Below are 13,170 nucleotides of genomic sequence, written 5' to 3'. Positions count from 1 at the left end.
TATGACAGAAATAAAAAACAAGACCGATTTTCTCAAATTGCATCCAAAAGACAATGTTGCGGTTGCTTTGCATGCAATCACGAAAGAGACACAGCTTACATTTGAAGGGCGATCCTATAGTTTTACAGAGGAGATTCCTCAAGGTCACAAGATCGCACTTATTGATTTGAATAAAGGCGATCACGTCATCAAGTATGGTTACCCTATTGGTCATCTTTTGTCCGATGTAAAAGCTGGACAGTGGCTACATACCCACAATGTCAAGACCAATCTTTCAGGAACGCTGGCTTATACCTATGAGCCGAACCTACATCCAGTAGTGTATCCAAAAAGTCAATTGACTTTTAAAGGCTACCGGAGAAAAAATGGCAAAGTCGGGATTCGTAATGATTTGTATGTCGTACCCACAGTGGGCTGTATCAATGGAATCGCTGAGATCATCGTCGAAAATTTCAAACAAAGTCATCCCGACTTAGGAACTTTTGACTCGATCACGATTCTCAAACATCCTTACGGGTGTTCGCAATTAGGGCAAGATCACCAAAACACCCGGCAAATTTTGATCGATGCTGTGCAACACCCAAATGCTGGTGGGGTGCTCGTTTTTGGTCTCGGTTGTGAGAATAATACGGTCGCTGAATTTAAAGAAAAGCTAGGCGATTACGACACAGAACGTGTCAAATTCTTAGTCGCTCAAGAAAGCCAAGATGAAATCGAAGCGGGTGAAGCATTATTGCACGAATTGCTGCAAGCTACCAAAGACGACCGGCGGGAAGATGTGCCTTTAAGTGAATTAAAAGTTGGCTTAAAATGCGGCGGCTCAGATGGATTTTCTGGTATCACTGCCAACCCGTTATTAGGAGCATTTTCAGATTTCTTGGTTTCTCAAGGTGGCAGCACTGTGTTGACGGAAGTACCGGAAATGTTTGGTGCCGAGCAAGTATTGATGTCTCGTGCCAAAGACCAAGCAACTTTTGAAAAGATTCTTCATCTGATCAATGACTTTAAAGATTATTTTCTTTCGTATGGCGAACCTGTTTATGAGAATCCTTCTCCAGGCAATAAAGCGGGTGGAATCACCACATTGGAAGATAAGTCTTTAGGCTGCACGCAAAAATCCGGCACCTCTGCGGTCGTCGACGTCTTGAAATACGGAGATAAAATCCGCGAAAGCGGTCTCAGTCTTCTTGAAGGACCTGGTAATGACCTAGTGGCTGCTTCTGCTCTCGTTTCGGCTGATTGTCAGTTGGTCTTATTTACGACAGGACGAGGAACCCCCTTTGGTGCGTTTGTCCCTACGATGAAAGTTGCCACCAACCAAGAATTATTCGAGAAGAAACCCCATTGGATGGATTTCAATGCAGGTCGGTTATTATATGAACCAATGGAAGACGTTCTCGCTGATTTTATTCAAGCGATCATTGCGGTCGCTAGTGGGACCAAAACCCGTAATGAAGCAAATAACGTTCGAGAAATCGCCATCTTCAAGAATGGTGTCACTTTATAAACGAAGAAAAGAGGAAGCCAATGTTTTTAAATGATGATTTTTTACTAACGAATGACTTTGCCAAAGATTTGTATCATCAATACGCCAAGAAAATGCCGATCATTGACTACCACTGCCATTTAGATCCCCAAGAGATTTATGATGATCATCCTTTCCGAAATATCACCGAAGCTTGGTTGGCCGGTGACCACTACAAATGGCGGTTGATGCGGGCATGCGGAGTAGATGAATCGTTGATTACTGGCGAAGCAGCGGATTATGACAAATTTATTGCTTGGTGCCAGACAGTTCCTAAAATTATCGGCAACCCCCTTTACGTCTGGACCCACTTGGAGTTAAAACGTTTCTTTGGTGTCGATCTGATGATTAATGAAGAAAACGCGCCAGAAATCTGGCAAATCGTCAACCAAAAATTGCAATCAAAGACCTTTAGCAGAAGAGAAATCATCGCCAACAGCAATGTGCAACTCATTTGTACCACCGATGATCCGACAGATTCACTAGCATTTCATCGCAAATTGGCTAACGAAGAAAGCCGCTTTCGGGTATTACCAACCTTTCGTCCTGATAAAGCCTTAAATATCCAACAAAGTGGATTTAACGACTATATCGATCAATTAGCAACAGTTGTTGGCCACAGGATCGATAGCTATGAAGACTTGTTAACAGCACTTGACTGCCGAATTACTTTTTTTCACCAAATGAATTGTCGCTTATCCGATCACGCATTGGATCACTTGAATTTCCTAGAAAACAGCGTGTCTCCTCAAGCTATCTTTGAAAAAGCGAGAAATCAGGAAATCATTACAGAAGCAGAAGCAGCAGTCTATCGCTCTGCCCTCTTGCTTCATTTATTTGAACAATATCACAACCATGGCTGGACAATGCAACTGCATCTTCATGCTTATAGAAACTGCAACACGAATATGCTCAATCAATTGGGACCTGACACAGGTTATGACGGCATCAACGATCAGCCGATCACTGGCTCACTTCAAGCATTACTGGATGCTGCGGAGAGGAAAGAGACTCTTCCGCAAACGATTTTGTATTCATTGAATCCAAATGATTATGATGTGCTGGTAGCGCTGATGGGCTGTTATCAAAAAGAAGGCAACAACAAACTTCAACTCGGTTCTGGCTGGTGGTACAACGATACCCGTGCCGGCATGCGTCGGCAATTGACGAAGTTTGCAGATGGTAGCGTGTTAGCAAATTTTGTTGGTATGCTGACTGATTCCCGTAGTTTTCTTTCGTATACCAGACATGAATATTTCCGAAGAGTTTTTTGTGAATGGTTGGGAGAACTCATTCTTCGCGGCGAAGCACCAAGTGATACCAGACAGTTAAAAGAATTTGTTGAAGGTATCTGTTACCAAAATGCAGCGGATTATTTTGATTTTTAGAGGTGGATGATGGTTAAACTAATTATTGCCGGTGATTCAACTGCTGCAACTAAAATGACTGACAAGCGTCCGGAAACTGGCTGGGGAGAAAAATATCAACCTTCCTCTCCCCAGAGGTTACGGTCATTCATTTAGCTATGAATGGACGTTCAACCAAAAGCTTCATTCAAGAAAAACGCCTCTTAGCAGCCGACGAGCAGCTTATACCCGGAGACTATTTCTTGATTCGGTTTGGCCACAACGACCAGAAAACAGATCCTGAACGAGTAACGACGCCAAAAGAACATCACGAAAATTTAGCACAGTTTATTGCTGTTGCACAAAAAAGCAAGCAAATCCAGTTTTACTGACTTCTATCACTCGCTTGAAGTTCCATCAGCATAATAACTTGAATCCCCTAGCCATGGGACCTTATCCAGAAGCTATGAGAGATTTTACTGCTGCCTTTGAGATTCCTTGTCTGGATATATTCACGATGACGCAAAACTATTTTTCCACATTTGCAACTAGGCAAGCTCGCCAGTTTTTTTTGCATCTTTCAAAAAACGAATATCCGAATTATCCCGAAGGTATCAGTGACAATACTCACTTGAATGATCAAGGGGCTTTAATCGTTGCTCGCTTGATTTGTCAAGCAATCAAAGAAGCGAATCTTTCTCTCAGCAGTGAGATATTGCTGTAATTCGGTTAGAATTCTTTGTTTACCAATCAACAACAAGCAACGTGTTTCCACAGGGAGAAAAACACGTTGCTTGTTTATTTCAGCTATGTGAATGTCGCAGCCTTAGTGAATGAAGGGCTTGTTTCTTACTTTGTTTTATTATGAAAAAAGGTTGAACTTTACGGATAGAAAATTTTTTTACTGAGGCGCATCTTCAAACATCCAAACCAGCGAGCCGTGATACTCCCCGACATGATCCGTTGGTCGCAATAACAGCTTCAATCGATTCTCAGCTAATGTGGCGGATCCACTGCCTTCCCAGACCGGCTGTGCTTTGTCCGACAAGAGAATATCCCCTGTTTTATCAACAAAAATCAGCGCATCTCGCAGCTCTTGTTGCTGACTGTTTTTAAGCGGCGTATCGATTTTTACTTTCACTGTCCATTTGCTTTTTTCTAAGCGACTGTTATCTTCCACTTTGATTGGCTGACTTTCAGCAAAAAGAAACTGATTAAAAGCTGGAATAGGGTGTGTTCCAAAATATAAGACTGCCGGCACTTGCAGCCTTGGTCCTGACTCAGGAACAAACACGCGAGTTTCTGCTGCTGATTGATCCCCCTCTTTATTCTCTAGATATAATTTACCTCTTTATTAAGCCATTCTTCTGGTACTTCGAAAACGACCGAGTCTTCCGTTTGTGTATTTCCCACATCATAGTTTCTTAGCACCTGTTTTTTCTCTCCATATTGGGCAACAACTTGGACGCTTTGATGGCTGTCATGGGAAAGGTCATAAGATAACTTGACTTCTTTAGAAAAGCGTGGAATCACGATTCTTTGTTGTCGGTCTTTTAATGTAAAGAGTAGTGGGACACCTTTTTTGTAATGATGGAAAACTTCTTGAGAACCTGGCATGACAATGATGTGGTCTTTTTCTTCTCGGATCGGATAGTACCCAGTAATGGTGGGATAGAACGAAGATAAATCAACAGAATGGGTGATCAGCCCTCTGATTTCCCCCGAATCTAAGAGCGGTTGATTGTTTTCATCAACAAAATTGATCTTCACTTCGTTATAGTAGTAAATGGACGCAGAAAGTTTTCCGATTAACTGTTCACCATCACCAATATCTTCATAAAGAATTGGTTGAAGTTGAAAACAGTCATTCTCGATCAGTGCAGGATCGACCGGTTGTTCTGCACTTCCAGTGAAGGTGTGGTGAATGATAAACTGATAACTATTGTCATAAAAGGCCCGGTTTTTTAGTGTAGAAGCTTTTGCATGAACAAGCAAATTCCCCTCATCATCGATGGTCTGGTCAAACCAATTTGTTCGATCCGTTCCAGAAAAATCTTTGATCTCGACTCCTTTTAATTGAAACTGATTTTGATCTGGATTTTCGATTCTGTAAGATAAAGTTGTTCGAGAATTGTTTGTTTCAGTGTAAGGAACTGTTTGTTGGAAACGAGTGATCACTTCATTGTTTTCAATGTTCTGAGTGGCTAGTGTTTGTGGATAGGCATAAGGAAATTCAACTGCTGGGAAAAAAACGGATAAATACTTTAATTCAGATTTATATGTTTCCCCTCGTCTCGTATCATTGTTTTTGACAGTAAATTGAAACTTTGAGATAGGTTTTGTTGTGATAGCAAGTTTGCAAGCATCGTCTGCCCAATTACCGGCTCCGCCTTTCCCTTTTAAAGTCAATATTCCTTGATCATCTTCGCTGTATGTGATAGTAGAAAAAGAAGCGGCAAAAATATGATCTATAACCTCAGCTGCTTGATGAATTCGAATGTCTTTCCATTTATTTAACCCCATTTCATTAAAAGTCGTTTTTAGTGTAACTGGTTCCAGCTTTTCGTTGAGAAATTCATAAGTGACTTCTGCGATTCCGCTTGGCCATATTTGTAATCTTAAAAAATCGCTGTCTGTAAGCAACATATCTGTACCAGAAGGCTGCAGCATCTTCACTGTTACTCTAATGTTTATCCGTTGACCATGATAATACCCAACATTTCGTATCAAGGCAGAACTTTCTTTTACAGAATCAAGTCCAGTGACAATTCTTTCATTTGTCACTACGCCAGATAGCTTGTCGATAGTGGTAGCATCCCCTTTTCTCATAATAAAAGCATTATCTGCAGGAATCTTCTCGGTTAAAGCGTTGCGATAATAAGAGGAATCTGTGATCGAGCCCTCCGTTTGGGCAGCTGCCTTTTGCGTACTAACAAAGACACTACAAATAAATAGCATTGCTACTAGAAACCATTTTTTCATCTTAATCCTCCTAATTTATTTTGTTCTTTCTATCAATTGATTTAGTGGAAAATCGATAGAACCCCTAATTTATTTACTCATATCCACTGACAATTGAATAGTCTAAAAAATTTATCAAATAAAGAAAAAAATAGAGCAAAGCTGCAAGAAAACTAACTGTTGGTTCTTTAGTAAGCGGCTCCCCCCTTCTTCTTGATCGAACTTGGCTAGAACCACGATCCGCCTTCTCAGAGAAGAGGTTCTTCCATTCATTTTTTTATCGGAAAATTCGACAAAGAAAACCCCTACTCTTTGCAAAATCCATTGAGGATGTGCGAAGAATAGGAGCTTTTTTGATTGCTAAGTTCGCCTGTTTTAGAAATCAGGAACTTAGGAGGATTACTCAGGCTGTTTGCCAATATAAGCCAAAATACCACCGTCCACATAGAGAACATGTCCGTTGACAAAATTAGAAGCGTCAGAAGCCAAGAAGACAGCAGGACCGGCTAAGTCTACGGGCTCTCCCCAACGCGCTGCTGGCGTTTTTGCCACAATGAACTGATCAAAGGGATGACGAGATCCGTCTGGTTGGATCTCTCTTAATGGTGCAGTTTGCGGTGTCGCGATATAACCAGGGCCAATGCCGTTACACTGAATGTTTGCTTCACCAAACTCAGAACAAATGTTTTTGGTTAGCATTTTAAGCCCACCTTTAGCAGCTGCATAACCAGCAACGGTTTCGCGGCCAAGTTCACTCATCATAGAACAAATATTGATAATTTTGCCATGTCCTTTTTTGATCATGGAAGGCAAAACGGCTTTAGAAACGATGAATGGCGCATTCAAATCAACATCAACTACCTGACGGAAATCAGCGGCTGACATCTCCAACATTGGAATCCGTTTGATGATCCCTGCATTGTTGACTAAGATATCAATGACACCTACTTCTTCCTCTATGGTTTTGACCATTTCATTGACTGCTGCTTCATCGGTGACATCACAGACATAGCCATGGGCTTTGATGCCGGCTGCTTGATAATTTTTTAAGCCTTCATCGACTGATTCTTGTGTTAAATTATTAAAGACGATCGTTGCACCAGCTGCTGCCAAAGATTGGGCGATCGTAAAGCCAATCCCATAAACTGCGCCGGTAACTAATGCAATCTTGCCATCTAAACGAAAGTGATCCATTGAAAAATCCATCTTCATCCTTCTTTCTTTTATTATTTCAACTCATCCATGGGAACCATGTCCATATCTGTGTATGTGATGTTCTCCCCGCACATTGCCCAAATAAAGGAATAGTTGCTTGTTCCGACTCCAGAATGGATCGACCAACTTGGGGAAATGACTGCTTGCTCTTCTGCGACTACTAAATGTTTGGTTTCATCTGGTTTACCCATCATATGGAAAACTTTTGTGTCCTCATTGGCGAAATCAAAATAAACATAGGCTTCCATACGGCGTTCATGGGTATGACAAGGCATCGTATTCCAAGCGCTACCTGGTTCTAAGATCGTATACCCCATTTGCAGCTGGCAACTTTCACACACATTCGGATGAATATACTGATAAATCTTCCGTTCATTCAGCGTCAAGCCTTCACCTGTTTCCATTGGTTTGACCTGATCGATACTGATTTTTACATTCGGGTATTTATGATGTGCCGGTACACTGGATACATAGAATTTCGCCGGATCATTTGGATCTTTTGAAGAAAAGACTACATGTTTCGTTTCTTTTCCGATATAGTATCCGTCTTGCTTTTTCATGTCTTCTTTGGTGCCGTCAATTTCAATGGTTCCTGCACCGCCAATATTGATCACACCTAGTTCACGGCGTTCCAAAAAGTATTCTACGCCTAACTCTTTGCTCAATTGAATCTCTAATGGTTGATCCGTAGGCGTTACTCCGCCAAAGATCATGCGATCATCATGGGTATAAGTCAACTGGATCGTTCCGGGTACAAAAATTTTCTCTACCAAAAATTCATTGCGTAATTGTTCGGTACTATAGTGTCGAATATCTTCTGGGCTGTGTGTATAACGGGTTTCCATTTCTTGCATGCTGGTTCCTCCTAGCGAATGATTTTTCCAGATCCGGCTGCTAAAAATTCAGCTACTTCCGCTTCTGTAAATTGATTACAATCTCCATGAATCGTGTGCTTTAATGCAGATGCTGCGGTAGCAAAGTCAATGGTTTCCTGAGAGGAATACCCACTTAGAATGCCATGCAGGACGCCTGCACAAAAAGCATCCCCTCCGCCTACTCGATCAACAATAGGATCTATGCGGTGTTCTTGAGAAGCTGCATATTGGCCGTTATGCCAAAGAGTACCCATCAATGTATTAGCACTGGCGGAAAGCACTTCTCGTTTTGTCGAATAAAACAGTTCAATATTCGGATAACGCTGGTTCATTTGTTGGTAATAATACAGCAACTCATTTCCTTGCCCTGTATAGGCTGGAATCTCCATAAAAACTTGTGCATCCAACTTGCCCGCCGAACAATAATCGACCAAAGGAAGGATTTCCTTTAGAAAGGCGGCGGCTTCATTTGTCGTCCACAGTTTGCCACGATAATTGATATCGAAACTGATTTTGCAACCTGCTTTTTTCGCACGCTTAACAAGTGAAAGGGTCAAATCCCGCCACGTCTCGGATAACGCTGGTGTAATTCCGGATACATGGAAAAGTGCGACATCTTTAAAGATCGCTTCTGACCATTCATTGGTCTTGATTTCCGCAAAACTTGACCCTGCACGGTCATAAATGACTTTTGCTGCACGTTCTCCTACACCAGATTCCATATAGTAAGTACCCAGCCGGGGACCACCGCTTAGAAGCAGACTGCAATCCACTCCGTAATTGCGTAAATGATGGGTAACAGCTTTTCCGAGATCATTTGCCGGGACTTTACTTGCAAAAGAGACGTCGTGCCCATAGTTAGCTAAAGAGATAGCAACATTTGCTTCACCACCGCCATAGTGTGCAGCAAAATGTCCGCTTTGCTCCAAGCGTACACCAGAACTAGTCGATAAGCGCAACATAATCTCGCCTAAGGTAATAATTCTAGTCATCTCAGTTACCTCGAATGTCATTTAACTTGGCCACATATTGTGAAGCAACCGCTGTCACTTTCTCGAAATCACCACTAGCAGCTGGCGCTAACAAATTACCACCGACACCAACAGCGACCACTCCGGCATTGAACCACTCAGACATATTTTCCAAGCTGACTCCGCCAGTAGGCATAAGATTCAATTGGGGCAATGGTGCTTTGAAAGCGGAAATGATACTAGGACCATAGGCACTTCCTGGAAACAGCTTGATGATGTCTGCGCCTGATTTCAAGGCTTCTTTCATTTCAGTGATCGTCATACAGCCAGGCAAATAAGGTACTTGATACAAATTACAAATCTCAGCTGTATCGCGATCAAATGTCGGACTGACGATATACTCTGCGCCAGCCATAATCGCTAAGCGGGCAGTCACTGCGTCAAGTACCGTGCCAGCTCCTATGATCACTTCTTGGTCCTCTTGATAGTCATTGACTAACTCTGCAATCACTTCAGCAGCTTGCGGAACCGTGAAGGTCAATTCAATTCCTTTAATACCGCCTCGGACGATGGCACGACTAGCTTCCAGCGCTTCTTGCCTTGTAGTGCCTCGAACCACTGCAACGATTCCACAGGCTTTTAACTTTGATAATCGCTCTACTTTTTTCATAAACCCCTCCGTTCTTAATTTCCTATTTGGAAATTAAGTTTTATTATAAAGAAATCTTATCTTTATTATACCTGGTCTTTTTTCTTTTGCAAGGGGTTTCCAAAAGTATTTCAAATAGCTGCTTCGATTTTATCTTTTGTGGCACGTATTTCTTGAAGCAATGTTTGTTTATAGCTCTCGGTCAACCGGTATTTTGGCAGACTGACTGAGAAAGCACCGACAATTTCCTCATCTTTCAAAAGAGCCGCGCCGATACAAAAAATCTCTTTCTCCATTTCTTCATCATCAAAAGCGATCTTCAGCTGACGCACTTCTCTTAACTCTTGATTTAATTTAAGAACATTCGTGATGGTGTTCTCAGTATAAGGTTGTAAAGGTGTTTCATCTAAATAAGCTTCATAGCTTGTCTCATCGAATTCTGCCAATACAGCTTTCCCCATCGCTGAGCTATATAAAGGTCTTGAAATTCCCACCTTCGACGACATGCGAATAGTTTGATTTTGAGGTTCCAGTTTATTGACATACAAGATTTCATTCGCTGTCAAAACCCCCAAATGGATGGTCTCATCGGCTTTTTCCTGCAATTCTTCCAAAAATGGCAGACTGATCTCTACCAAGTCAAGTTCTTGAATATTTTTATTGGCATATTTGACGAGTTTAGATCCTAAGCGGTATTCTTTTTGCTTGTCCTTTGCAACATAGCCGATCAGCTGTAATGTTTCGAGAATCTTTAACGCGGTTGAATTGGTTAAGTCTGTAGCAGCTGCGATCTCTTGCAACGATTTGTTGGGTTCTTCCGCAAGATAATCCATGATTTTCGCGGCTTTAATCAAAACAGTCCCATAGGGTTTCGTCATTTGTATTCCACCTTTGTTTTTTCTATATAAGAAATTATAATCTCTTATAATGAAATAAACAACCAAACTTATCCATCTTCTCTTGCGAAGACGGTGTAAGAAGGTTGTTTAAAAAAAGGATAAAGAAAAAAGTTTTACTTTCTGTTTCTCTTCATTGTATGATGATGTTACTACGAAAAGGAGCAATAGCATGGACTTAAATGTATTGACCAAAGGAAAAAAAATTTCCGAAAGCGAGCAGCACATCCTCACTTATTTGGTGTCTCATACGGACAAAATCGAAGGCGTCCCTTTGCGAAAAATCGCGCAAGAGCTTTATACTTCTCCAGCAACACTGGTGCGATTAGCACAAAAATTAGGTTTTTCCGGCTATTTGGAATTACTTTATTTCTTAAAAAATCGGCTGAATCGTCAAATGACCACTGAAGCAGCCATTGACTATCAGATCAACACAGAAGGCATTGCAGCCTCTATTGATGCGATCAAAGAAATTTATGCTCAAAACAATGATAAATTCATTACCATTTATGCCACTGGCTTTTCTGGTATCATAGCAGAATACCTTCATAAAAAAATGTTGGTTAATGGTATTAAAACTTTACTGGTGAGTGCTTCTGATTCCGGCGGTATCATTAGTAATAATATCGACAACATCAGTATGCTGATCACGATTTCTAAATCGGGGGAGACACAGAAAGTGCTAGAAAAAATGCAACTAGCGAATGACCATCAAATCCCCACTGTCCTTTTTTGCGGCAATGGTGAACACCGAGCCCATCAACTAGCAAATTTTTCTTTTGGTGTCACTGATGAACGACCATATGATACGCAGAACATCCAATATACGAGTTTTTACGGAAAGCTTTTACTGCTAATGGAGTACCTCGTAGAGGCATTTACTGCCGAAATCAACTAAAAGAGTCCGGGGCTTCAACATATGGAGTAGCCAAAAAATTCTAGGATCACCCCTGCTATCTGGCTGGCCCGCTTCGCATCTAATCGATAAATGAAGCCATTCAGTTGCTTTCAGGTCGTTCAATCTTGTTGTTCAATCTTGTTGTTCAATCTCGCTGATACTTCAGCCGCAACCTTTTCTGCTAGTCAAAATAATGTTCAGCGAGCGACGCGTAGGCTGCGCTCGTTTTTTGATTCGGCGTAATGGTCTGCAAGTGGTCTCTTGCTGCCAAACGATGACCAAAATAAAGATCATAAAGACCAAAAATTGGTTCGTTTGCCGGTGACAAATAACATGTCACGCCCAAGATATCAGCTGTTAATTGTGCAATGGCTTTCGATTGGAAAACGCCACCGCTGATCGTCACTTCATCGGTAATTGCTGCCATTTCTTTTAAAACACCAATATTCAACAACATCCCCTCAATTGCTCCACGAATCATATCTGTCCGAGTATGTTGAATCGTCAAACCATGATAAGACGCCTTGATATCAGATGTCCAATAAGGAGCCCGTTCCCCATTGATAAACGGAAAAAAGCGCAGACCATGGCTGCCGATTATGGTTTCTTCAATGATTCTTGGGAGGCTTTCATAGAAAGTGTCAGGATCTTGTGCCAATGTTTCTTTGATCCAAGCAAGGACGCACCCCCCATTATTCGACGGAGCACCAATGACATATTGACCTTCTTTAAGGTAATAACAAAAATTTTGCCGCTGATCGAACACCGGTTGATCCGTCACCTTTCGAACAGCAGCACTAGTGCCGATCGTCAGACTATTTTTGATTCCAGTCGATACATACCCTGCATAAGCCGCCAAACAGCCATCACTGGCGCCGCACATGATCTCTACTGTTTCATTCAATCCATAGCGAGCGGCAGCGGACGCAGCAATAGGAAAACGATCGGTCGTGTCACAGATTGGCGCAAACTGTTCAATGGAGAGGTCCAAATAGTGAAGAATCTCTTGACTCCAATTTTTTTCTTCAAGGGAGTAGAGGCCTGTTGCCGATGCAGTACTTCGGTCGATCCAAGGAGCTCCGGTAAATAAAAGCATCACCAATTCTTTCAGCCCATACCATTTTGTCTTGCCATCAAAACCGCCAGCGGATTTGAAGTGAAGCAACTTAGCAAATGGCGACATCGCATGGATCGGTGTCCCAGTCTGCCGATAAAACGATTCTGACAATGAGGATTGACGAAACTCTGCAATCACTTGGCTAGCCTGATTATCTGACCAAATATAGATTTCTTCAAATTTCTCATTTATCACTGGCATTAGACTATGCATCGCTGTACTGAACCCAATCACTGTTATTTGCTCTCGTAAAGAGGAGGGAATCTCCGTGATCCCTTTCAAAAGTACAGCTATAATTTCTGACGCAGACTGTGTGCGACCTTTTTCTGTTTTGGTATAAATAGGAAAAGAACGTTGATAAATGATTTTCCGTTCTTCCAACAAACCGATTTTTATTGCCGTCGTTCCAATATCAATCCCTAAAAACATTCCTCTCGCTCCCTTATCTCTGCTAATTCATTTCTATTTTAGCATACTTAAAAAAGATCCCCGCAAAAAGACCATTGCTCATCTCCCTTTGAATTCTTGATAAACATTTAGAATGTCAGTGATTCCAGCAAAAAAATCCGAATGATTGACAAGAGGGTTGGCAAACATCCAGCTTGCAGCCATCAACTACTGCACCACAGATGCACTCCCTCTCGTTTATCATTCAGATCCTCTATCTCCTCTGTCATCCTCAGACTTTTTAGCGAACACTAATTGTTGTAAGGTTTT

The 13,170-nt window shown here is 41.7% G+C and carries 13 protein-coding genes; 5 read left to right on the top strand and 8 right to left on the bottom strand.

Going from position 1 to position 13,170, the window contains the following annotated elements:
- Nucleotide 1 precedes the first annotated feature (1 nt).
- From IGJ45_RS07150 to IGJ45_RS07135, 4 genes are all read left to right on the top strand, one after another.
- Nucleotides 2-1,507 carry a UxaA family hydrolase gene (locus IGJ45_RS07150; RefSeq protein ID WP_438768663.1) on the top strand — a complete coding sequence of 502 codons (1,506 nt, stop codon included), beginning with the start codon at nt 2-4 and terminating at the stop codon, nt 1,505-1,507.
- A 20-nt stretch (nt 1,508-1,527) separates the two neighbouring features.
- The gene (uxaC, locus tag IGJ45_RS07145; protein WP_409531266.1) at nt 1,528-2,913 is read left to right on the top strand and encodes a glucuronate isomerase; all 1,386 of its coding nucleotides are present in this window, start codon (nt 1,528-1,530) and stop codon (nt 2,911-2,913) included.
- A gap of 137 nt (nt 2,914-3,050) precedes the next feature.
- Nucleotides 3,051-3,263 (top strand): hypothetical protein, encoded by a 213-nt coding sequence (locus IGJ45_RS07140; protein ID WP_409531265.1) that lies wholly within the window; start codon nt 3,051-3,053, stop codon nt 3,261-3,263.
- 74 nt (nt 3,264-3,337) lie between these two features.
- Nucleotides 3,338-3,595, top strand: coding sequence for a hypothetical protein (locus IGJ45_RS07135; protein WP_236550232.1), 258 nt, complete (start codon nt 3,338-3,340; stop codon nt 3,593-3,595).
- 177 nt (nt 3,596-3,772) lie between these two features.
- On the opposite strand, the gene IGJ45_RS07130 is transcribed toward IGJ45_RS07135, so the two are convergent.
- The 7 genes from IGJ45_RS07130 to IGJ45_RS07100 form a co-directional block, all read right to left on the bottom strand.
- Nucleotides 3,773-4,165, bottom strand: coding sequence for a hypothetical protein (locus IGJ45_RS07130; protein WP_409531264.1), 393 nt, complete (start codon nt 4,163-4,165; stop codon nt 3,773-3,775).
- A 38-nt stretch (nt 4,166-4,203) separates the two neighbouring features.
- Entirely contained in the window at nt 4,204-5,853 is a 1,650-nt protein-coding gene (locus IGJ45_RS07125) for a hypothetical protein (RefSeq protein WP_409531263.1), read from the bottom strand.
- 378 nt (nt 5,854-6,231) lie between these two features.
- Entirely contained in the window at nt 6,232-7,038 is an 807-nt protein-coding gene (locus IGJ45_RS07120; protein WP_034704712.1) for a gluconate 5-dehydrogenase, read from the bottom strand.
- A gap of 20 nt (nt 7,039-7,058) precedes the next feature.
- Nucleotides 7,059-7,901: a 5-dehydro-4-deoxy-D-glucuronate isomerase gene (gene kduI / locus IGJ45_RS07115; protein ID WP_409531262.1), complete on the bottom strand. Its 843-nt coding sequence runs from the start codon at nt 7,899-7,901 to the stop codon at nt 7,059-7,061.
- 11 nt (nt 7,902-7,912) lie between these two features.
- Entirely contained in the window at nt 7,913-8,914 is a 1,002-nt protein-coding gene (locus tag IGJ45_RS07110; RefSeq protein ID WP_103300039.1) for a sugar kinase, read from the bottom strand.
- A 1-nt stretch (nt 8,915) separates the two neighbouring features.
- A complete protein-coding gene (locus tag IGJ45_RS07105) occupies nt 8,916-9,563 on the bottom strand; it encodes a bifunctional 4-hydroxy-2-oxoglutarate aldolase/2-dehydro-3-deoxy-phosphogluconate aldolase (RefSeq protein ID WP_113849850.1) in 648 nt (215 codons plus the stop codon).
- Nucleotides 9,564-9,673: 110 nt separating this feature from the next.
- Entirely contained in the window at nt 9,674-10,426 is a 753-nt protein-coding gene (locus IGJ45_RS07100) for an IclR family transcriptional regulator (protein ID WP_029486913.1), read from the bottom strand.
- Between the two features lie 184 nt (nt 10,427-10,610).
- Here IGJ45_RS07100 and IGJ45_RS07095 point away from each other — a divergent pair, with 184 nt between their 5' ends.
- Nucleotides 10,611-11,336 carry a MurR/RpiR family transcriptional regulator gene (locus IGJ45_RS07095; RefSeq protein ID WP_086269236.1) on the top strand — a complete coding sequence of 242 codons (726 nt, stop codon included), beginning with the start codon at nt 10,611-10,613 and terminating at the stop codon, nt 11,334-11,336.
- A 181-nt stretch (nt 11,337-11,517) separates the two neighbouring features.
- Here IGJ45_RS07095 and IGJ45_RS07090 read toward each other — a convergent pair whose 3' ends face one another.
- Nucleotides 11,518-12,882 carry a gluconokinase gene (locus IGJ45_RS07090; RefSeq protein ID WP_409531261.1) on the bottom strand — a complete coding sequence of 455 codons (1,365 nt, stop codon included), beginning with the start codon at nt 12,880-12,882 and terminating at the stop codon, nt 11,518-11,520.
- Between the last annotated feature and the right edge of the window lie 288 nt (nt 12,883-13,170).

The organism is Enterococcus sp. DIV0574, from assembly GCF_051711125.1.
Taxonomy (GTDB): domain Bacteria; phylum Bacillota; class Bacilli; order Lactobacillales; family Enterococcaceae; genus Enterococcus_D; species Enterococcus_D gallinarum.
Note: the sequence above shows the minus strand (reverse complement) of the source record. Positions and strands in the feature narration are given on the sequence as shown.

Coding starts and splice junctions, on each gene's coding strand:
- IGJ45_RS07150 (WP_438768663.1), top strand. CDS start 2: ATGACAGAAATAAAAAACAAGACCGATTTTCTCAAATTGCATCCAAAA.
- uxaC (WP_409531266.1), top strand. CDS start 1,528: ATGTTTTTAAATGATGATTTTTTACTAACGAATGACTTTGCCAAAGAT.
- IGJ45_RS07140 (WP_409531265.1), top strand. CDS start 3,051: ATGAATGGACGTTCAACCAAAAGCTTCATTCAAGAAAAACGCCTCTTA.
- IGJ45_RS07135 (WP_236550232.1), top strand. CDS start 3,338: ATGAGAGATTTTACTGCTGCCTTTGAGATTCCTTGTCTGGATATATTC.
- IGJ45_RS07125 (WP_409531263.1), bottom strand. CDS start 5,853: ATGAAAAAATGGTTTCTAGTAGCAATGCTATTTATTTGTAGTGTCTTT.
- IGJ45_RS07120 (WP_034704712.1), bottom strand. CDS start 7,038: ATGGATTTTTCAATGGATCACTTTCGTTTAGATGGCAAGATTGCATTA.
- kduI (WP_409531262.1), bottom strand. CDS start 7,901: ATGCAAGAAATGGAAACCCGTTATACACACAGCCCAGAAGATATTCGA.
- IGJ45_RS07110 (WP_103300039.1), bottom strand. CDS start 8,914: ATGACTAGAATTATTACCTTAGGCGAGATTATGTTGCGCTTATCGACT.
- IGJ45_RS07105 (WP_113849850.1), bottom strand. CDS start 9,563: ATGAAAAAAGTAGAGCGATTATCAAAGTTAAAAGCCTGTGGAATCGTT.
- IGJ45_RS07095 (WP_086269236.1), top strand. CDS start 10,611: ATGGACTTAAATGTATTGACCAAAGGAAAAAAAATTTCCGAAAGCGAG.
- IGJ45_RS07090 (WP_409531261.1), bottom strand. CDS start 12,882: ATGTTTTTAGGGATTGATATTGGAACGACGGCAATAAAAATCGGTTTG.